Consider the following 20562-nt stretch of genomic DNA (forward strand, 5'->3'; position numbering starts at 1 on the left):
TCAAGCGGCAGTCGCCGAGGGCGGCGCTGTCAGAGGGCGCACGCCCTTGCGCCACTCGGTGATGGTGCAGCCGAACCGGCCGCGGAACCAGCGCGCCATGGCGCTCCGCGCGGAGAAGCCAAGCTGTACCGCGATGTCGGCCAGCGGCCGGCCGGGATCTTTGATCAGCCGGATCACCAGATCGGTGCGTTGCGCGTCCAGGATGGCCGAGAAGCTGGTGCCCGATGCAGCGAGGCGGCGGTGGATGGTACGGCGGGTGCAGGCAAGATGCTCGGCGACGCGCTCGATCGTGCAGTCGCCGCCGGCGAGCAGGAAGCGTACGACCTCGTCGACCTTCTGCTCCCAGCTTGCGGGCCGTGTTTCGATCGCCTCGATCCGCCTGCGCAGATAGCTCGCGATCAGTGGATGCGCGCTCGGGATCCGGCGTTCCATATCGTGCGGCGACAACAGGATCGCGTTATCCTTCGCGTTGAAGATCACGCGGCAGCCGAAGAATTCGCGGTAGCGCTTGCGGTCGTGCGGCGGTGGATAATGCAGGTGCACCTCTTGCGGCCGCCAGTCGTGACCGAACAGCGACCGGATGATGCGGTGGACGCTGCCGAGCGCCATGTCGATCGACTGCCGCGACGCGCTCGGGTGCCGGCCACGCAGATGCATCGTGATGGTCACGGTCTGCCTGCTGCGCGCAACGTCCAGCCGCATGCCGTCATGATGGATATGGATGAAGCGCGAGAACGCATCGATGGCCTCACCGACGGTCGCTTGTTCGCGCACGATCAGGCCGACCGCGCCGAAATTGGTCAGGCCGCCGCGCTCGGCGAGACGCAAGCCGAAATCTTCGGCGCCGGACGCCTCCGCCGACGATTCGAGCAGACGGCGCAGGCCGGCGACGGCAATGGGCGTGTCGGGCTTGTCGAGGCAGGTTGGCGGCAGCCTTGCCTTGCGCATCATCTGCCTGGGGTCGAGCCCGACTGACCGGGCGACGTCCGGATAATAACTCAGGCTTGAGCTGCGAATGAGGTCGGTCATGCGAACCGTTCCTGCCAGCCATCCCTGCAGATGTCTCGAAATGTAAATTTTCTGTCCCGATCAGTCAAACCCAGGAACCGGACGGAACATACATAGGGGAAACCGAAGCACGGGCGTGAATGCCGTGTTTACGACGGCGCGGCAGGGCGATGGAGCCCGCTACCGTCTCGGACCATTTGACCAAGACATTGCTGGATCGGGATCATGCCGGGAAACATGCTTTCCAAGGGTGAGATATTCGTCATCGACACCGACGCTGCCTCCCGCGAGCAGCTTTCGACCGCGCTCCAACAGAACGCCTATGAGGTGATCTGCTTCGCTGACGGTGCGTCTCTCTTGTCCGCAGCAAGGGCGCGGATGCCGGCCTGCGTGCTGCTGGAGCTGCCGTCCGATCACTCGGGCCTCGAGGTGCTCAAGCGGCTGCGCGGCGAGAACTGCATGGCGCCGGTGCTGGTGACCTCGGCGAACGGCAGCATTGCCATGGCGGTCGACGCCATCAAGAGCGGCGCGGCCGACTTCATCGAAAAGCCGTTCCGCACCCACGACATCGTCGGCCGGATCGATGCCGCCATCGATGAGTTCTCCCAGCCCGCCGCGATCCGGCAATGCTGGTTGCCCGGTTGCGAGCCCCTGACCGAGCGCGAAGCCGACGTGCTCGAGCATCTCGCCGCCGGTCTCACCAACAAGGAGATCGCCCGGCGCATGCATCTGAGCGCGCGGACGGTCGAGGGTTACCGCGCCAGCGTCCTGAAGAAGGCCGGCGCCCGCAATGTGACCGATCTGCTGCGCCGCATCTTCGGCCAGGCCTCGCCGACCCAGTTTTAAGGGCTGCCGGGGACGACAAAGCGTTCCGCGGCCATGCTGCCGCCGTGGCGGCGCCGCACAGAAACCTCAATCGAACCAGTTCCTTCCCTGCCGCGTCCAACCACGATGGCGAGGCATTTCATCGCGCGCGTCCGGCTGGCGGCGCGGCGATACCGGCAGGAGGGACTTTATGCGCATCACCGCGAAATATTTGGCAACCACGAGCCTGGTCCTGGTGACCACGGCGCTCGCGTCGCCGTCATGGGCGGCCAACGTGGACGCCACGTCGACGATCGACACGGTCACCGTCTATCCCGACGGCGCCACCGTCACCCGCGTCATCTCGTTGGATCTCGCCTCCGGTGACTCGACGCTGGTCGCCAAGGATTTTCCGCTCTCGCTCGATCCGTCTTCCCTCCGCGTTGAAGGCGAGGCGGGCGCCAGGCTCACCATCGGCACGATCGATGCGCGGCCGCCGAAGGCCGCACCGCCCGCGAACCTCTCCGAGCTGGACAAGCGCATCGAAGCATTGAGGGATCAACGGGCCGATCTGCAGGGTGCGATCGACTCGGCCAACGCCCGGCGCAAGTTTGCGCAGCATTTTGCCGAAGCGTCGCCGGCCGGCCTCGGCGAGAAAGGCGAGGCGCGCCCGATTACCGAATGGCGCGCGGCCTTTGCCGCGGTTGCCGAGGAGATCGCGACCGCTGACACCGCCATTCGCGACGCCGGGCGAAAACAGCGCGAGATCGACCGCCAGATCGCGGAATTGGAAGCCGAGCGCTCGGCCAAGCCGCCGAGCAAGCTGGAAGTGCGGATCGACATCGCCTCAGCCGCGGCGACCAAGGCGACGCTGCGCGTGACCTATGCCGTGCGCAACGCGCGCTGGGTGCCGCTCTACGACGCCCGGCTCGATACCGGCGCCAAGGAGCGCAAGCCGCAGCTCGAACTCGTTCGCCGCGCCGAGGTCACGCAGTCGACCGGTGAGGACTGGTCGAACGTGACGCTCGGCGTCTCCACGGTCCGCATCAGCCGCGGCGGCAGTGCCCCGGAGCTGAACTCGCTGGTTGCGCAATATCCGCAAGTGCCGAAGCCGCTGGCGCTCGGGACCGCGTCGGATCTGGCGCGGCCCGCGCCCGCCATGCGGGAGCGTTCCGCGCAACTCATGCCATTGTCCAAGGCCCTCGAAGCCGAGCCGCGCGAGCGGGCCGACGAGCAACAGGCCGTCGCCGAGATCGGCGACTTCCAGGCCACCTTCAAGATTCCCGGCCGCGTCAGCCTCGGCGCTGCCGAGGGCGCCAAGAGCCTCCGTATCGCTTCGGTGAATGTACCCGCCGATCTCGCGGTGCGCGCCGCGCCGGTGATGAATCCCACCGCGTTCCTCGAAGCCAGCTTCAAGCAGACGGACGACACGACCCTGCTGCCGGGCAAGGTCGCGATCTACCGCGACGGCACCTTTGTCGGTCGCGGCAAGATCACAGCGTCCGCCAAGGACGACATCGTGCGGCTCGGCTTCGGCGCCGACGACAAGGTGAGAATCGAGCGCGCCGTGCTCAAGCGCAACGAAGGCTCTGCAGGCCTGCTCGTGACGACGTCGAAGACCGACGAGCGTTCGTTCAAGACCACGATCCGCAACGGCCATGATTTCCCGATTCGCGTGGCGATCGAAGATCAGCTGCCGGTCAGCGAGAACGAGGACATCGTCGTCGAGATGCTGCCGTCGAGCACGCAGCCGACCGCAACCAACATCCGCGACAAGCGCGGCGTGCTGGAATGGTCGTTCGACGCCAAGCCCGGCGAGGTCAAGGACATCAACTTCGCCTGGCGCGTCCGCTGGCCGAAGGACAAGAGCATGGTGATCGTCCCGGCGGGGTAGACGGCGCCCTTCACCTCGCCCCGCAAGCGGGGCGAGGTGGCGTACTTTCATCGTGGCGACGTCGAGCTCGCCCGCATCGACTGCGGCAGCACGTACGGTACGCCGCCGTCGTCCCGATGGACCGCCGCGTCGATCTCGAAAATATCCCGGATCGTCTCGCGCGTGACGACACCCGCGCGCGGGCCATCTGCAGCGAGCTTGCCGCCGGCCAGCACGACCAGCCGGTCGGCGAAGCGGATCGCGAGATTGAGATCGTGCAGGATGGCGATGACGGCGGTGCCGGCAGCCGCGCGGCGGCGCGCCGCTTCGACGAGGTCGATCTGGTGACGCAGATCGAGGCTCGAGGTCGGCTCGTCCAGCAGCAGGAGGCCCGGTCCGTGCTCCGCCTCGCCGCAGGCGAGCTGCACCAGCACGCGGGCGAAATGGGCGCGCTGCTGCTCGCCGCCCGACAACGTCGGCAATTGCCGTTCGCGGAAATGCGCCAGGCCCACCTCGTCCAGCGCGGCGTCGACGAGCGGGCCGGCATCGCGAAGGCTGCGCTCGCCCGCGCCCATCAGCACGATCTCCTCGACCGTGAACGGGAAGGTGACGTTGACGTGCTGGGACAGCATCGCGCGGCGTGCGGCGAGCTCGCGCGGCGTGAAGCTGCCGATGTCGCGCTGCTTGAGCCGCACCTCGCCTGCGCTCGGGCGAAGATCGCCGGAGAGCAGCCGCAGCAGCGTAGACTTGCCGGCGCCGTTCGGGCCGATGATGGCGACCATCTCGCCGGCCGCGACCGTCAGGCCGACGTCATCGAGCAGCGTCGCGCGGCCGGCGCGCTTGCTCAAGCGTCGTGCCTCGATCACCGCGGTCATAGCGCCGTCAGCCCACGCTGCCGCAGCAGGATGAAGAGAAAGACGGGGGCGCCGACGGCCGCCGTCAGGATGCCGATCGGCATCTCCGCCGGCGCGACGATGGTGCGCGCCAGCGTGTCGGCGCCGACCATGAGGATCGCGCCTGATAGCACCGAGGCCGGCAGCAGCAGGCGATGCGCCGGCCCGATCACGAGACGGAGCAGATGCGGCACCACGATGCCGACGAAGCCGATGACGCCGCTGATCGACACCGCGACACCGGTCATGGCGGACACCATGACGATCGAGATCCGCTTCAGACGCTCGACATCGACGCCGCCGTGAAAGGCATCGGCCTCGCCGAGCACCAGCAGATCGAGGCCGCGGGCGATGAAGGCGCAGGACGCGAGTCCCGCGACGAGGATCGGCGCGAGCACGGCGGCCTTGGTCCAGGTCGCGCCGCTCATCGAGCCGAGCATCCAGAACGTGATGTCGCGGAGCTGGCGGTCGTCGGCGATGAACACGAGCAGCCCGATGCCGGCGTTGGCGATCGCGGTGATGGCGACGCCGGCGAGCAGGAAGATCGCGATCGAGGTCCGTCCCGAGCGGCTGGAGATGCCGTAGAGGGCAGCCGTCGTCGCCAGCGATCCCGCGAAGGCCGCGAGCGGCAACAGCTCGGTCTGGAGAAAGCGCAATGCCTCGCCGAAGCGGGAATCCGTGAAGACGATCGCACTTGCGGCTGCGAGCGCGCCGCCGCTGGAGACGCCGACCAGCGCGGGATCTGCGAGGGGGTTGCGAAACAGCCCCTGCATGATCGCGCCGGCCGCGGCAAGCAGGCCGCCGACCATCGCGGCCGCGGCGATGCGGGGGATGCGGATCGACCACAGCACGAGCTGGTCGCGGGCGGTCATGGCATCGGCGGTCGTGTTGCCTGCAAAGCCGAGTGCCGCAGGCAACCGGGACAGGGGAATGCCGGCTGCACCGACCGTCAGGGCGACGATGGTGGTGGTGAACAGCACCGCAAGCAGAAGAGGGATCGCGAACGATGCGGACCGCCGTCCCGCATGTCGTCGCAGGCTTCGTGCCTCGGTCCCGACCGCCACGCTCATTGCCGGCAATTCGCCGCCGACAGAGCCGACGTGAATGCACCGCCATCGGCCAAGGCCGGATAGAGCTTGACCGAGAGGTCGCGCGCCGCTGCCGCCGTACGCGGCCCGAAGCCGAGCAGATAGAGCCCGTCCATGGTGATGAAGCTCTTGTTGGCCGCGACCGGCGTCAGCGCAAAGCCGGGATGCGCGTAGACGGCATCGGCTTGCAGCGAATCCTTGCCGCGCTCGATCGACAGCACGACGTCCGGCTTTGCGGCCACGATCGCCTCGTCGCCGATGATCTTGTAGCCGTCGTAATCGTCGACCGCGTTGGCCGCGCCGGCGAGCTGGATGATCTCGTCGGCCGCGGTCTTGTGGCCGGCCACCATCGCCCGCCCGTTCTGGAGCGACATCACGAACATCACGCGCACCGGCTTCGTCACCTTGGCGCGCAGTGCGCGCAGCTGCGCAAGATCGGCGCCGACAGCGGCGCTCAGACATTCGGCGCGCGCGTCGACGCCCATGGCGTGGCCGACCAGTCTTATCTTCTCGATCAGGCCTTCTTCGGAGAAGGTCTCGGGCACCAGCACCAGCGGCACCTTCGCCGTCTCCAGGATATCCATGGTCTCGCGCGGGCCCGAGCCCTGGATCGCCAGGATCAGGGTGGGGTTGAGGCCCAGCACGCCCTCGGCCGAGATCTGGCGCATGTAGCCGACATTGGGTTTGTCGTGCAGCGCCGCTGCCGGATAGAGGCTCGTGGTGTCGACGCCGACCAGCCGGCTTTCCAGCCCGAGCGCATAGAGGATCTCGGTGATGGCGCCGCCGATCGAGACCGTGCGCGCAAAATCGGCAACAGTAACTTCGCGATTGCGCGCATCATGCACGGTGATGCCGGCCGCGTGCGCGGCAGATGTGAGCGCGATTCCGCCGGAGAGCAGGAGATTGGCGAGGGTGCGGCAAAATGTCATTGAAGGTTACTTCGTCAGGATCAGCTTGTTCTGCGAGGTCAAGCGGAGACGATAGCTGTCCTCGCCATGCGCAATGATGATCTCGCGCTCGGCCGCAAACAGCTCGCGGCTGTCGATCCGGGTCCCGCGCATGGTGAGAGTTCGCGTTGTTGCGGAAGGGCTTTGTGCCCGTCCTGCCGCGCTGCCGCTGCTGTCTCCTGATGTTGCTGACATTGTCGGTGCGATGCGCCTTCGAAAACTTGGAGTACCGCTTGTTTGTATAGGCGGCGCGAAGCGCATTCCAACGGTCGCAATTTACAATCGATATAAAGTGCAACCCGATGTCATTGACCGTCAGAGTGTTGCCACGTAACCATTTCTTGCAGCGGGGAACATGCCCGCCTTTTGAGACAATCAGCCAGCCAGTCGCTCGCGTTGCGAGCGTACGCCAGCCAACAGACTGAAAAAGCTAAAGTAAAGTGCAGGCTGGGGCTGATATGGCTGACGGGGCTAGGTATTCGCGCGCCCTGATTTTGGGCGCGTCGGTGGTTTCAATTGCGGCAATGATGACGGAGGGCAGTCTCGCGCAGACCGCTTCGCCGCAGGCTGAAAACGCGTCCTCGGAAAGACCGAAACAGGCCAAGCGCAAGCCGTCCAAGCCGCAAGTCGCTCAGCAGGCAACGCCTGAGGTCATGAACGCCCGCGCCCAGGCCGGCGGCACGGCGCCCGTTCAGGTGCTCGACACCATTACCGTCGCCGCAACCAAGACCAAGGAGCGCGCCATCGACGCGCTCGCGCCTGTCAGCTCGATTACGCTCGACCAGATCCAGGGGATTCAGCCGAACCGGTTGTCCGGCATCTTCTATGCGGTGCCCGGCGTGTCGTTCCAGGAGCGCGGTGACGATCCCGCAACGGTCATCAACATCCGCGGCCTGCAGGATTTCGGCCGCGTCGCGGTCGTGGTCGACGGCGCGCGGCAGAATTACCAACGCACCGGCCACAACGCCAACGGCTCCTTCTTCCTCGATCCCGAATTGATCGGCGGCGTCGACGTCGTGCGCGGACCGACCGCCAACATCTACGGCTCCGGTGCGATCGGCGGCGTGGTCTCGTTCCGCACCAAGGACATCGACGACGTGCTGCGTCCCGGCGAGCGCTGGGGTGTCGATCTCTCCGGCTCCTACGGCTCCAACAACAATCGCGGCCTCGGCTCGGTGTTCGGCGGCGTGCGCGCCACGCCCGATGTCGATATTTTCGGCGGCGCCGTTTACCGCACGCAAGGCAACTACAAGGACGGCAACGGCACCGAGATCGGCAACACCGGCAACCAGGTCGAGGCCGGGCTGATGAAGCTCACGGTGCGGCCGGCCCTCGGTCACGAGGTCAAGTTCGGCGCCGTGTTCCAGGACTACCAATACGACATCGGCCAGTTCAATCGCGGTCCGGTCGTAACGGCGGCCCAGCGCGCGCTCTATCAGGGCTCGTCGGTCTATGCCTCCGATGCGAAGAACTACACCGGCACCATCACCTGGAACTATTCGCTGCCGAGCGACAATCTGTTCGACTGGCACATGTCGATCTACGGCAATCGCGTCGACAACGACCAGACCAAGACCTATCACTACTCGACCGGCGGCGCGGCCTATTGCGGCGCCGGCAATTTCGGCAACAACATTTCGGGCTGCGTCGGCGACAAGCGCAGCTATGTCCTCAATACCTACGGCATCGACGTCAACAACACCACGCGCTTCAACGTGGGCGACTGGCGCAATGCCGTCACCTGGGGCGTCGACGCCTTCCAGGACGACGTGATCACGACCGACAGCCGCGGCAACTCCAACATCACGACGCCGAGCGGCATCCGCACCGTCTCGGGCGGTTTCGTTCAGTTGAAGCAGAATTACAGCACCTGGTTCGAGGCGGTGAGCGCGATCCGCTATGACCGCTACGACCTCGATTCCGGCAGGACCAGCGCCGGCGGCGACCGATTCTCGCCGAAGATCACAATCGGCGTCACGCCGGTCCCGGGCTTCCAGCCTTATGTCAGCTATGCCGAAGGCTATCGCGCGCCGTCCATCACCGAGACGGTGATCTCGGGCGCGCATGCGACCGGTGGCGGACCGGCCTTGTTCCCTTGTCCAAACGGTACCGTCGGCCTGTTCTGCTTCCTGCCCAACCCGAACCTTCGTCCCGAGGTCGGCAAGAACAAGGAAGTCGGCTTCAATCTGAAGTATGACAACATCTTCAGCGCCAACGACTCGTTCCGCGGCAAGATCAACCTGTTCCGCAACGACGTCAGCGATTACATCGATCTCGTGCCGTTCGGCTTCGTGACCTTCCCGGGCGTTGGCACATTCGCTCAGTACTATCAGTACCAGAACATCGCGCAGGCCCGCATCCAGGGCTTCGAGGCGGAGACGATGTACGATGCCGGCAGCTGGTTCATCGGTGTCGCCGGTCACTATATCCAGGGCAAGAACGTCGCCACCAATATCGGGCTCGCGACCATCACCCCGCGCAAGGTCGTCACGACCGGCGGCGTCCGCCTGCTCGATCGGACGCTGATCCTGTCGGCGCAGTGGGCCTCGTTCGGCGCGAACAACGACGTGCCCGCCGGCTATCTGCCCGCGACCGGCTACGAACTGGTCAACCTGTACATGACCTACAACGCGACAAGGGACATCGTGTTCACGGCCTCGATCGACAATCTCTTGAACCAGTACTACCGGCCTTACGCCGTTCCCGGCAGCTCGACTGACGGCACCTCGCAGAACGACGTGCTGTGGTCGAGCCCCGGACCGGGCAGGGTCTACAAGGCCGGCATGAAGATCCACTTTGGAGGTGCGTAAGCCTGAAGGCGCCGCAACACCACAACCTCCGCCGGGCCGCGCTGATGCTCCAGCGCGGCTTCGGCGCGTTTTCGTCTTGATAGCAAGGAGAGACTTTCATGTTCATCGCCATGAATCGTTTTCAAGTGAAGAAGGGCGCGGAGACCGCGTTCGAGACCGTCTGGGCGACCCGCGAATCCTATCTCGGCGGCATGCCGGGCTTCATCGAGTTTCATCTGTTGAAGGGCCCGGAGGCCGAGGACCACACGCTGTATTCGTCGCACACCAGCTGGGTCGACAAGGCGGCGTTCGAGGCCTGGACGCGCTCGGAGGAATTCCGTCGCGCTCATGCACGCGCCGACAACAGGACTGGCGAGAGCCTGTATCTCGGCCATCCCAAGTTCGAGGGCTTCGAGGTGATCCAGAGCGAGCGCAAGGCCGCGGCTGCCTGAGTCAATGACGCACGAGAGGAGCCCGACATGCTGAGCACCGATCTCGCCGATCTCAAGGCGTACATGGCCGACAATCCCGGCGCGGTGATCGAGGACGTTGCGCGCGAGCGCAAGGTCTCCCCGCGTGCGGTGATCGAGGCGCTGCCGCCGTCCATGATGCGTATCGGGGGCGGCGAGCACTTTGCCGCCGCCATGCAGGACATTGCGGAATGGGGCGAGGTCACGCTGATCGTGCACACAGATGATGCGATCTTCGAGTTCACGGGCCCAATTCCCGCGGGCGAGATCGGCCGGGGCTATTTCAACCTGATGCAGCCGAAGGGCCTGCATGGTCATCTCCGCCACGAGCGCTGTGCAGGCGTTGCCTTTGTCGAGCGGCCCTTCATGGGCAAGACGTCGGCCTTCGTCGCGTTCGTGAACGCCGACGGCGGCATCATGTTCAAGGTCTTCGTCGGTCGCGACGAGACCCGGGCGCTGCGGGCGGATCAGCTGGCGCGGTTCCGGCAGCTTGCGGACCGGGTCGCGGCGCAGCCTGCTGCGTAGCTTCCTTCCATCTGTCGGGAGATCAGGATGCAGGGCATTTTCAGGCTTCGGCACGTGATCGCAACGATCGCGCTGGCCTTCACGCCGACACCGGCCTTCGCGATCGACGAAGCCCTGTTGCCGCGCAATCTGTCGCCCTGGGGCATGTTCGTCGGTGCCGGCATCGTCGTGAAGACGGTGATGGTCGGGCTCGCCATCGCCTCGCTGGTGACATGGACGGTGTGGCTCGCCAAGACCGTCGAGCTGCGCCGCAAGGGCTCGCTCGCCTTGCAGCGGACGCACGCCCTCGAGGGCAACATGACGCTGGCCGAGGCATCCGCACGGGCCGGTGACGCGCGCGACGCGGTCGCCCAGCTCATCCAGTCCTGCGCCAGGGAGGCCGAGCTCTCCGGCGGCATTCTCGACGACGGCCTGCAGGAGCGGGTGGCGTTGCGGCTGGAGCGGGTCGAGGCGGCGATGTCGCGGCAGATCGCGCGCGGTACCGGCGCGCTTGCGACCATCGGCGCCATCGCGCCCTTCGTCGGCCTGTTCGGCACCGTCTGGGGCATCATGAATTCCTTCATCGGCATCTCCGAGAGCCACACCACCAGCCTTGCGGTGGTCGCGCCCGGCATTGCGGAAGCGCTGCTCGCGACGGCGCTCGGTCTCGTCGCCGCGATTCCGGCGGTCGTGATCTACAATCATCTCGTCCGCGGCATTGCCAATTACCGCGCGCTGCTCGGTGACGCCTCGGCGCAGCTCATGCTGCTGGTGAGCCGCCAGCGCGACCACCGCGACTTCCGCCTGGCGCGGGCGGCGGAGTAGGTCATGGCCGCCAAGCTCGGGACATCGAAGCTCGGCTCGCGCGGCGACCCCGGCGAACTCGAGGTCACCCACGAGATCAACGTCACCCCGTTCATCGACGTCATGCTGGTGCTTCTGATCATCTTCATGGTCGCCGCTCCGCTTGCCACCGTCGACATCGGCGTCGATCTGCCGGCGACCGCGGCCGAACCGGCGCCGCGGCCCGACAAGCCGGTGTTCGTCACCGTCAAGCCGGACCTGTCGATCGCGGTGGGGGAGGACATGGTAGGTCGCGACGCGCTCAGCACCTCGCTCGATGCCGCCACCAAAGGCCGCAAGGACGAGCGCATCTATCTGCGCGCCGACAAGGCCGTCTCCTATGGCGACCTGATGGAGGTGATGAACACCTTGCGCAATGCCGGCTATCTCAAGGTCGCCCTCGTCGGCCTCGACGGACGCAGCTGATGGCCGCGAACGCTTTCGCCCTGCACGAGCCGCTCGGCGAGCGCGAGGGCGCGCGCTGGGGCGCCTCTGGCGCGGTGATCGTGGCGTTGCATGTCGCCGCCGCGCTGCTTGCAATGAGCTGGCTGAGACACGCGCCGGACGAGGGCGTCAACATGCCCGCCATCCTGATCGACATGACACCGGAGACGTCGGCGCCGCAGTCGACGCCGCTCGATATTGCGCCGGGGCCGGTGATGCAGCAGGCCGACGCCTCGCCGCCGGAGCCGATGCAGCAGCAGGTCGTCGAAGAAATGCTTCCGCCGACGCCGCCGCAGGAGAAGCCGGACGTGGTTGCGCCGCCGGAGCGGAAGCTCGAGCCGGTTCCGCCGAAGCCGGAGCCGGCGAAGATTGCGCCGGTCGAGAAGCTGGCGCCGGCAAAGCCCACGGTGGTCCGCCCCGACGCGCGGAAGCCGTCGGATGCGCCACCCGCGCCGCGCACCAGCGCGCCGCCGCGTGCGGAGCGCCAGGCCCCGCTCGCATCCGCCGTGAGTGCGGGCTCGGTCGCTTCCGCGATCGCGTCGTACAACCAGCGGGTCCGCGCGCATCTGATGCGTTTCCACCAATACCCGGCAAGCGCCAATGGCCAGAAGGGCGTGGCCAAGCTGAGTTTCACGCTCGGGCGCGGCGGACAGGTCTTGTCCAGCCGTCTCGCTGGCTCTTCGGGCGTCGCAGTCCTCGACGCCCAGGCGATGGCGATGTTGCGCCAGGCTCAGCCATTTCCGCCGGCCCCACCCGAGATCACCTATGCAACGGTCCCCATCAGCATCGGCGTGGCGTTCGGGTATTAGTGACTGGCGGTGAACTCCTCTCCCGCGCGAAGCGGGAGAGGAGAGAGCGACGCCTCACTTCGCCTTCAGGAAATCCGCGACCTCGAGCAGCACGAACTCGTTGTCGTCGGCCTTGTTGGGATCGCGGCTAGAGGAGAACGGCAGGTTGTTGTCGTTACCGACGATGATGTGGGTGTCGTCGACGCGATCGACGTTCTCGATGGTGAAGAACGGGAAGGTGTAGACGCCGTCGTTGAGCGGCTTCCGCGCCTTCTTGTCGGGATCCCTGATCTTCATCAGGTCGATATAGCCGATCTTGCGCACGGGCTTGCCGACATTGGCGTCGGAGAGCTCGATCTTGTAGACGCGCTTGAACTTGGCGAGGTCAGGGAAGCAGCTCTCGCCGCGCTGGCCCTGCGGGCAGGCCTTGTCCGCCGTGCCTTCGCCGTTGTCGCGCTCGATGATGAGACCGTTGGTGGGGTCGATCATGTTGAAGTCGCCGATGGCGTTGCCGTTCTGCTCGAACACATATTGCCAGTAGCGGCCGGTGAATTTTTGCGCGGCGACGTCGAATTCGAGGATGCGCGAGGCTTCCTTGCCGTCGACCTTCTCCCAGTCCTTCTTCTCGGCATCCCACAGCGGTCCTTCGAGCAGGCCGTAGAGGAACTTGCCGTCCTTCGACGCGGCGAAGCCCTCATAGCCCTTGGAGCGGCGGAGATTGACGTTGGTGTAGGTGGCGCCGGGTGCGCCGGGCGTCGCCACCGCCCAATTGTCCGGCGAGCGCACCGGCTTGCCGTCGGCAATCGTGTCGAACACGCCGAGGATCTTGCCTGATTTGTCGGCCTTCAGGATGTAGGGGCCGAACTCGTCGCCGATCCAGAAGGTATCGCCGATGATCTGGAAACCCTCGGTGTCGAAGTCCGAGCCGGTGAGGTAACGCTTCTGGGTGTCCTCGTGCACGATGCGGAAGGGCACCTTCCTGTCGGGATCGTGCAGGAAGATCGTCTCCTGCCGCTCGATCTTGCCGCTGGCCCAATCCATCTTGTAGCGGTTCAGGTACAGCATCGAATCCGGCGAGTTGGCGCGCGCGCCCATGCCGTTGTCGGCGATGACCCAGAAGCTGCCGTCGGGCATGGTCTTGATGCCGGAATGGCCCTGCAGCGGCTGGCCCTTGAACGGCAGCGACACCCCGGTCGGACGTTCATAGGACTTGCCCATGACGGTGCCAACCGCGTCGACCCGCTTGCCGGTGGTATATTTGCCCGATGTCTTGAGATCGGCGGGTGCGTCAGCCGGCGCGTCGATGAACGACTCGGCCGGCATCACCACGTGGCCGGCGAGCTTGGCCGGGAATTCGCCCTCGCTCTGCGCCAGCGCAGAACTCGCGGTGAGAATGATCGTTGCGACGGTGCTGAGAAAAGTCGCGCGCATGTGCGTCTCCTGTTGGCGGACGCACGCGTTATGCGGATCGCATGTTGCAGTATTGTGAAGCCGGGCCAAACGCCGCAGCGCTCTCCCGCCCCCGATCGAATCTCACGAGGGGTAACCGCCGGCGCGGCGACCTCGCGAAATCCGACAGGGTTAGGCGATCTTGCGGGCCAGGAAATCGCGGATCAGGGGAGTGACCTCGTCGAACCTGTCCTCGAGCAGGAAATGACCGGAGTTGATCAGATGAAATTCCACCTGGGGCAGGTCGCGCTTGTAGGGATGGGCACCGTCGGCAGGAAAGATGAAATCGTTCTTGCCCCAGACGATCAGCGTCGGCGGCTTGTGCTTGCGGAAGTAGGCCTGCACCGCCGGATACAGCGGCAGATTGGTTCGATAGTCGTAGAACATGTCGAGCTGGACGTCGTTGTTGCCCGGCCGGTCGAGCAGCGCCTGGTCGTGGACCCAGTTGTCGGGCGAGATCCGGCTCACGTCGGACATGCCGTCGGTGTACTGGAATTTGGTCGTCTCCAGCGTCAACAGCTTCATCAGCGCCTGACGGCTCGTCGCGGATCCGTCGGCCCAGTATTGCTTGATCGGATTCCAGAACTCCTTCAGTCCTTCATCGTAGGCGTTGCCGTTCTGCACGATGAGGCCGCTGACGCGCTCGGGATGCTTCAGCGCCAGGCGCCAGCCCACGGGAGCGCCGTAGTCCATGACGTACATCGCGTAGCGCCTGACGCCGAGCTGGTCCAGCAGGCCGTCGACGAGTTCGCCGAAGCGATCGAACGTGTACTTGAATGAAGCGCGTGGCGGCATGTCGCTCTGGCCGTAGCCGGGATAATCGGGAGCGATCACGTGATACCGATCCGCCAGAGCCGGGATCAGGTTGCGAAACATGTGGGAGGAGGTCGGAAAGCCGTGCAGCAGCAGTACCACGGGCGCATCCTTCGGCCCGGCTTCGCGGTAGAAGATATTGATCCCGTCGATGGTCTTGGTCCGATGGTACGTGACCGGATAGCCTCCGCCGGTCCCGGAGCGATCGCGTTGCGGTTTCGCCGCGGCAGCCGGCGTAGCCGCGGCAACGGCAACCCCGGACAAGCCAAGGACGAGGTGTCGGCGATCGAGGCCGGCTGATGGGCGTGTGATGTTCTCTGTGCTCATGATCGTTTTCCAGGCAACCTTCCAGCCGTCGATTCCAAAGTCCGTAGCAGGCTTCGGGTAACCGATTGCGACCGGCGGGATCAGTCCATATGATCGAGAAGCTACTTCTCAGGTTACGGAAAGACGCGTCTGATGGACCGGCTGGAGGCGATGTCGGTGATCATCGCCGTCAATGAAACAGGAAGCTTCTCGGCGGCCTCCCGGCGCCTCAGGATGCCGGTCGCAACGGTTAGCCGAGCGGTTGCCGAGCTGGAGGCGCGGCTGAATGCCCAGCTGTTTCAGAGGTCGTCACGCCAGATGACGCTGACCGATGCGGGACGATCCTATATCGAAGCCTGCAAGCGGATCATCGGGCAGGTGGAGGATGCCGAGAGGGAGGTTTCCGGCGAGTACAGAAGTCCGAGGGGCGACCTCGCGGTCACGGCGCCGTGGGGACTGGGCCACATGCACCTTCTGCCGATCGCGCTCGAGTTCATGGAGGTTTATCCCGAGATCGCGCTGCGGCTCGTCCTTACCGATCGCATCGTCAATACCGTCGAGGAGAATATCGATGTGTCGATTCGAATCGGCACTCTGCCGGACAGCAACCTGATCGCGACCCGGGTCGGCTCGGTCCGGTTCGTGCTCTGCGCCAGTCCCGGATATCTTGCGAGGCGGGGGCATCCGAGCGAGCCCGCCGATCTCGCGTCGCACGATTGTATCGGCGTCGACAGCCATGCGGCGCAGAAGAGCTGGAAGTTCGTCAAGGACGGCAGCGAAGTCACGACGCCGATACGGTCGAGATTGACGGTGAGCGATTCGGAAGCGGCGGTCGAAGCTGCCGCCGCAGGTGCCGGCATCGCGCGCGTGATGTCCTACAAGATGGAGGCTGCGCGGCGTTCCGGCAAGCTCGTCCTCATGCTGGAGGATTTCGAGCAGGAGCTCTGGCCCGTGCATATCGTCTATGCGGAGCGAAAGCCTGCGCCGCTCAAGCTCCGGGCCTTTCTGGATTGGGCCACGCCGCGCCTCAAGGCGCGGCTGGCCTAGTTTTGCTACTCCTTCACCGCGCCGGTCAGCGACGAGACGTAGTAATCCACGAACAGCGAGTAGAAGATCGCGACCGGCAGCGAGCCGAGCAGCGATCCCGCCATCAGTGCGCCCCATTGGTAGACGTCGCCGGTGACGAGCTCGGTCAGGATCGCAACCGGCACGGTCTTGTTGGCGCCGCTCTGGATGAAGGCGAGCGCGTAGATGAACTCGTTCCAGGACAGCGTGAACGAGAAGATGCCGGCCGAGATCAGCCCGGGCACCGCCAGTGGCAGCGTGATCCGCCGCAGGATCTGCAGCCGGGTGGCGCCGTCGACCAGCGCGCATTCCTCGAGCTCGTAGGGGATCGACTTGAAATAGCCGATCAGGAGCCAGGTGCAGAACGGCACCAGGAAGGTCGGATAGACCAGGATCAGGGCCAGCGGCGAGTCGAACAGGCCGAATTGCACCACGACGGTCGCGAGCGGAATGAACAGGATCGACGGCGGCACCAGATAGGCGAGATAGATGCCGAGGCCGACATAGGGACTGCCGCGGAAGCGCAGGCGCTCGATCGCGTAAGCCGCCAGCGTGCTCGCGATCAGCGACAGCGTGGTCGACCCGATCGCCACCAGCATCGTCGTCCACAGCCAGTGCGGATAGGCGGTGTTGAACAGGAGGTGCTTGATGTGCGCCAGGGTCGGCGACGAGATCCAGAACGGATTGTGCTCCTTGTAATTCATCAGCTCCGCGTTCGGCTTGAACGAGGTGATCGCCATCCAATAGAACGGGAACAGCAGGATGAGCACGAAGCAGCCGAGCGGCAGATAGATCATCATCAGCCGCCGCAGCCCGGAATCCCAGGCCATGGTATCGGGTGCCGCCTTCGCGTCGGCGACGGCGGCTTGCGCGGCAGTGTCAGTCATTGGCCTCTCCCTGCTGCCATTTGCGGCGCGCCAGGCCGAAATAGGAGAACAGCGTCGCGAACACCAGGAACGGGATCATCGACACCGCGATCGCTGCACCTTCGCCGAGCTCGCCGCCGGCAATGCCACGCTGGAAGGCCAGTGTTGCCAGCAGATGAGTCGAGTTGCCGGGACCGCCACGGGTGATGGCGTAGACGAGCTGGAAGTCGGTGAAGGTGAAGATGATCGAGAAGGTCATGACGATGGCGAGGATCGGCATCATCATCGGGAAGGTGATGTAGCGGAAGCGCTGCCAGGCGCTGGCGCCGTCCAGCATCGCGGCCTCGTAGAGCGAGGGCGAGATGGTCTGCAGGCCCGCCAGCAGCGAGATCGCGACGAACGGAATGCCGCGCCAGATGTTGGCGGCGATCAGCGAGAAGCGCGCCGGCCAGGGCGAGCCGAGGAAGTCGATATTGCTGTCGCGCCAATGCAGCACGTCGACCAGCAGGTAGGAGATGATCGAGAATTGCGGATCGTAGATCCACCAGAAAGCCAGCGCCGAGAGCACGGTCGGCACGATCCAGGGCAACAGGATGATCGCACGCAAGAGGCTCTTGAACGGAAAATGGTTGTTGAGCAGCAGCGCGAGCCAGAAGCCGAGAGCGAACTTCCCGAAGGTCGCGACGGCCGTGTAGAGGACGCTGTAGAACACCGCGTTCCACCACAGGGAGTCGGTGAGCAGATACTGGAAATTCTCCAGGCCGACATAGATGCCACGCCTGCCGATCGTGGTGTCGGTGAAGGCGAGCCAGATGCCGAGCCCGAGCGGATAGGTCAGGAAGACCGTGAGCAGCCCGATCGCGGGCGCAAGGCACATCACGATCAGGAACGGCTTGTAGTCGAACAGACGGACCAGCCAGTTCGGCTGCCGCTGCGCCAGTACGTGGGAGGAAAGCGTCGTCACGGACATCAGCTTGTGGTCCTGCCGTTGAGTGTCACCACACCGTCATTGCGAGCGGAGCGACTTGTCCGCCGAAGCCTCGGCAAAGGCGGAAGCAATCCAGTCTGTCTTCGAGGTGATAGTCTGGATTGCTTCGTCGCAAGAGCTCCTCGCAATGACAGCGGTTTTGTCGATGCTCACCGGCCCTGCCGCCGGAAGTACCGCTTGCAGCGCTGCTCGGCTTCCGCGGCCGCGGCCTCCGGCGTGGCCGCGCCGGTCGCAACGGACGAGAACATCTGAATCAGCACGTAGTCGGCGCTGACGGCCCCCGTCGCCGTCGAGATCGGGCCTTTGTAGCCGTCGTAATAGGTGCTGTTCATCGTGTTCTTGAACAGCCTCACCTTGGGATCCTGCGACCATACGGCGGACTCGGCATAGGCGGCCAGCGGCTGAGACCAGTAGCCGGAGTTGGCGTTGAGCCACGGCTCGTACTGATCCTTTTCCAGCATGTATTGCAGGAAGGCCTTGGCAGCGTTCGGATACTGGCTGTGCTTGAACACCATCGCGTTCAGCGTCAGGCCCGCCATCGGCGACACCTTGGCCAGGCCCTTCGGCAGCAATTGATGCTCGCTATCGTCGGCGATCGCCTTGGTCGCCGGATCGTTCTTCAAGGAGAAGTACAGCGAGACGCCGTTGGCGGTCAGGGAAATCTCCTGCGAGGAGTAGGCGCGGTTGTTGCTGACGTCGTTCCACGACGTCGTGCCGGCGATGAAGGTCGGATAGAGCTGCTTCACCCAGTTCAGCGCCGCGATGGTCTCCTTGCTGTTGATGACGACGTTGCCCTCTTCGTCGAGCAGGGATCCGTTGTGCGACCACAGCGCCCAGTTCGCGAAGCCGTTGCCGTCGCCCTTGGCGTTGCCGAGCGCGAAGCCGGCCGGCTTGCCGGCCTTGTGCAGCTTCTGGCACAGATCGAGGATTCCGGCATGGTCTTCCGGCACCTTGTCGAAGCCGACCGATTGCAGGATGGATTTGCGGTAGATCAGGGGCCCCGCCGTGGCACCGAACGGCAGTCCGATCCAGGCGTCGCTCTTGTTCTTCTTGCCATAGCGCTGCGCCAGCGGCAGCCAGCCGCCATACCGCTTGCCGACATAGTCGGCGACATCAGTCAGCTCGATCAGCTTGTCGATGTAGATGTGCGGCGCATCCGAGAAGCCGATGATGATGTCAGGACCGGCACCGGAATTGGCGGTCACCGCGGTCTGCTGGTTGATGTCTTCCCAGCCGACGAAGTCGACCTTGACCTCGACCCCGGTCTCCTTGGTGAACTTTGCCGCATTGGCGCGGAATACGTCCTCGTCGGCCTGCACGAAGCGCACCGGGCGAAGCATGCGCAAGGATGCGCCCTTCTCGATCTCGCGCTTGGGCGCCGGCACGTCGGCAGCCTTGATATTGGATGTTTGCGCTGCAGCACCGGTGGCGGCGAGCGTTGCAGCGGACAGGCCCAGCGCCAAGGCATCACGACGTGTGATGTCGTTCCTCATCAGTACCTCCCTATGATGTTCCCTTCCCGGCGTTGACCGCCGGTGAAGGGCCGTTTCTGTCGTCGGCGCGCTTTGCGCCGGCCCGTCTAGCTGTTCGGTCCGCGGTCCATGCTGACGGGCTGCCAGCGGCGGAGCGCGGTGTTCTGCAGCACCGACGGATTGACGCAGCTTACCGGCCACATGCCCTGAAGCACCAGTGACAATTCGTAGCCCACGCGGCGCTTGCGCGCTTCGTCAAACCGTGCCGAGGCCGAGGCGACGTGGGCGGTCAGGGTCACGTTCTCCATGCCGAGCAGGGGATTGTTGTGCGAGGGCGGTTCCTTCTCCAGCACGTCGAGGGCGGCATGCGCGATCCAGCCCTCTTGCAGCGCCTTGATCAGGCTCTCCTCGTCCACGGTGGCCCCGCGCCCGGTGTTGATGAAGATCGAACCCTTCTTCATCTGCCGAAAATGCTTCTCGGTCAGCATGTGATGCACCTCGGGCCGTGCCGGGGCGTGCATCGAGACGAAGTCGGACTGCGACAGCACCTCGTTCAGCGTCGCCGGGATCACGCCGTGGTCGTACATCAGCGTTTCCTGGATGAAGGGATCGTAGGCCATCATGCGCAGGCCGAAGGGCGCGGCGCGCTTCGCAACAGCACGCGCCACGCGGCCGAACGAGATGAAGCCGAGCGTCTGGCCCATCAGCCTCGGGATCTTGAGCAGTGCCGGCCGGCCCTCGGCCCAGCGGCCGTCACGCGCCATCCGGTCCTGCTCGACCAGGCGGCGGAAGCCCGCGAGCAGCAGCATCATGGCGTGGTCGGCGACCTCCTCGATGAAGGTGTCGGGGATGTTGGTCACCGGAATTCCACGGGCGGTGGCGGCCTTGACGTCGACACTGTCGACGCCGACCGAGCCGAGCGTGATGACCTTGCAGCCCTCGAGCGCGTCGATGATCGGTTTGGTGATCGGGATGCCCTTGGCGTAGATGGCGTCGGCATTTTTCGCGGCGGCGATGAACCCGGCCTCGTCGGCGGGCGCCTCGACGATCTCGGCATCGATCGGATCGAGCGCCTCGCGCTCGTAGGAATAATCGCTGCCCGCGACGGTGAAGCTCGCACCCTTCGGCGTCACCACCCTGTATTTCGGCATG

20 protein-coding genes are annotated in these 20562 nt (G+C 65.2%); 9 read left to right on the forward strand and 11 right to left on the reverse strand.

Annotated elements, in window-relative coordinates; all coding sequences use genetic code 11:
• Window positions 1-1029: an AraC family transcriptional regulator gene (locus JQ566_RS12670; RefSeq protein WP_212372549.1), complete on the reverse strand. Its 1029-nt coding sequence runs from the start codon at window positions 1027-1029 to the stop codon at window positions 1-3.
• Between the two features lie 204 nt (window positions 1030-1233).
• Here JQ566_RS12670 and JQ566_RS12675 point away from each other — a divergent pair, with 204 nt between their 5' ends.
• Window positions 1234-1854 carry a response regulator transcription factor gene (locus JQ566_RS12675; RefSeq protein ID WP_212372550.1) on the forward strand — a complete coding sequence of 207 codons (621 nt, stop codon included), beginning with the start codon at window positions 1234-1236 and terminating at the stop codon, window positions 1852-1854.
• A gap of 169 nt (window positions 1855-2023) precedes the next feature.
• Window positions 2024-3706: a mucoidy inhibitor MuiA family protein gene (locus JQ566_RS12680; RefSeq protein WP_212372551.1), complete on the forward strand. Its 1683-nt coding sequence runs from the start codon at window positions 2024-2026 to the stop codon at window positions 3704-3706.
• Between the two features lie 47 nt (window positions 3707-3753).
• Here the strand turns inward: JQ566_RS12680 and JQ566_RS12685 are convergent, their stop codons facing one another.
• Genes JQ566_RS12685 through JQ566_RS34560 form a run of 4 tightly spaced genes read right to left on the reverse strand, consistent with a single transcriptional unit; the run spans window position 3754 to window position 6808 of the window.
• Window positions 3754-4560, reverse strand: a complete 807-nt coding sequence (locus tag JQ566_RS12685) for a heme ABC transporter ATP-binding protein (protein WP_212372552.1) — start codon at window positions 4558-4560, stop codon at window positions 3754-3756.
• Window positions 4557-5648: a FecCD family ABC transporter permease gene (locus JQ566_RS12690; RefSeq protein WP_212372553.1), complete on the reverse strand. Its 1092-nt coding sequence runs from the start codon at window positions 5646-5648 to the stop codon at window positions 4557-4559. The genes JQ566_RS12685 and JQ566_RS12690 overlap by 4 nt, the downstream gene beginning before the upstream one ends.
• Window positions 5645-6595 (reverse strand): heme/hemin ABC transporter substrate-binding protein, encoded by a 951-nt coding sequence (locus JQ566_RS12695; protein WP_212372554.1) that lies wholly within the window; start codon window positions 6593-6595, stop codon window positions 5645-5647. The genes JQ566_RS12690 and JQ566_RS12695 overlap by 4 nt, the downstream gene beginning before the upstream one ends.
• A gap of 6 nt (window positions 6596-6601) precedes the next feature.
• Window positions 6602-6808, reverse strand: a complete 207-nt coding sequence (locus JQ566_RS34560; protein WP_249139399.1) for a hemin uptake protein HemP — start codon at window positions 6806-6808, stop codon at window positions 6602-6604.
• 263 nt (window positions 6809-7071) lie between these two features.
• Here JQ566_RS34560 and JQ566_RS12705 point away from each other — a divergent pair, with 263 nt between their 5' ends.
• From JQ566_RS12705 to JQ566_RS12730, 6 genes are all read left to right on the forward strand, one after another.
• The gene (locus tag JQ566_RS12705) at window positions 7072-9423 is read left to right on the forward strand and encodes a TonB-dependent hemoglobin/transferrin/lactoferrin family receptor (RefSeq protein ID WP_212372555.1); all 2352 of its coding nucleotides are present in this window, start codon (window positions 7072-7074) and stop codon (window positions 9421-9423) included.
• Between the two features lie 98 nt (window positions 9424-9521).
• Window positions 9522-9854: a heme-degrading protein HmuQ gene (hmuQ, locus tag JQ566_RS12710; protein WP_212372556.1), complete on the forward strand. Its 333-nt coding sequence runs from the start codon at window positions 9522-9524 to the stop codon at window positions 9852-9854.
• A gap of 27 nt (window positions 9855-9881) precedes the next feature.
• The gene (gene hutX / locus JQ566_RS12715; protein ID WP_212372557.1) at window positions 9882-10397 is read left to right on the forward strand and encodes a heme utilization cystosolic carrier protein HutX; all 516 of its coding nucleotides are present in this window, start codon (window positions 9882-9884) and stop codon (window positions 10395-10397) included.
• 27 nt (window positions 10398-10424) lie between these two features.
• Window positions 10425-11201, forward strand: a complete 777-nt coding sequence (gene exbB / locus JQ566_RS12720; protein WP_212372558.1) for a tonB-system energizer ExbB — start codon at window positions 10425-10427, stop codon at window positions 11199-11201.
• Window positions 11202-11204: 3 nt separating this feature from the next.
• Entirely contained in the window at window positions 11205-11645 is a 441-nt protein-coding gene (exbD, locus tag JQ566_RS12725; RefSeq protein WP_212372559.1) for a TonB system transport protein ExbD, read from the forward strand.
• Entirely contained in the window at window positions 11645-12472 is an 828-nt protein-coding gene (locus tag JQ566_RS12730; protein ID WP_212372560.1) for a TonB family protein, read from the forward strand. The genes exbD and JQ566_RS12730 overlap by 1 nt, the downstream gene beginning before the upstream one ends.
• Before the next feature lie 54 nt (window positions 12473-12526).
• Here JQ566_RS12730 and JQ566_RS12735 read toward each other — a convergent pair whose 3' ends face one another.
• Together JQ566_RS12735 and JQ566_RS12740 are read right to left on the reverse strand one after the other, a co-directional pair.
• Entirely contained in the window at window positions 12527-13882 is a 1356-nt protein-coding gene (locus JQ566_RS12735; protein ID WP_212372561.1) for an esterase-like activity of phytase family protein, read from the reverse strand.
• 150 nt (window positions 13883-14032) lie between these two features.
• Entirely contained in the window at window positions 14033-15040 is a 1008-nt protein-coding gene (locus JQ566_RS12740) for an alpha/beta fold hydrolase (RefSeq protein ID WP_212372562.1), read from the reverse strand.
• 132 nt (window positions 15041-15172) lie between these two features.
• On the opposite strand from JQ566_RS12740, the gene JQ566_RS12745 reads away from it, so the two are divergent.
• Entirely contained in the window at window positions 15173-16066 is an 894-nt protein-coding gene (locus tag JQ566_RS12745; RefSeq protein ID WP_212372563.1) for a LysR family transcriptional regulator, read from the forward strand.
• A gap of 5 nt (window positions 16067-16071) precedes the next feature.
• On the opposite strand, the gene JQ566_RS12750 is transcribed toward JQ566_RS12745, so the two are convergent.
• The 4 genes from JQ566_RS12750 to JQ566_RS12765 form a co-directional block, all read right to left on the reverse strand.
• Window positions 16072-16971 carry a carbohydrate ABC transporter permease gene (locus JQ566_RS12750; RefSeq protein WP_212372564.1) on the reverse strand — a complete coding sequence of 300 codons (900 nt, stop codon included), beginning with the start codon at window positions 16969-16971 and terminating at the stop codon, window positions 16072-16074.
• Entirely contained in the window at window positions 16964-17920 is a 957-nt protein-coding gene (locus JQ566_RS12755; protein ID WP_212372565.1) for a carbohydrate ABC transporter permease, read from the reverse strand. Before JQ566_RS12755 ends, JQ566_RS12750 begins: the two co-directional genes overlap by 8 nt.
• Before the next feature lie 167 nt (window positions 17921-18087).
• Window positions 18088-19431: an ABC transporter substrate-binding protein gene (locus tag JQ566_RS12760; RefSeq protein ID WP_212372566.1), complete on the reverse strand. Its 1344-nt coding sequence runs from the start codon at window positions 19429-19431 to the stop codon at window positions 18088-18090.
• Between the two features lie 86 nt (window positions 19432-19517).
• Entirely contained in the window at window positions 19518-20561 is a 1044-nt protein-coding gene (locus tag JQ566_RS12765; RefSeq protein ID WP_212372567.1) for a C-terminal binding protein, read from the reverse strand.
• Between the last annotated feature and the right edge of the window lies 1 nt (window position 20562).

The sequence above is a fragment of the Bradyrhizobium sp. SZCCT0231 genome (assembly GCF_018130245.1).
Classification (GTDB): domain Bacteria; phylum Pseudomonadota; class Alphaproteobacteria; order Rhizobiales; family Xanthobacteraceae; genus Bradyrhizobium; species Bradyrhizobium japonicum_F.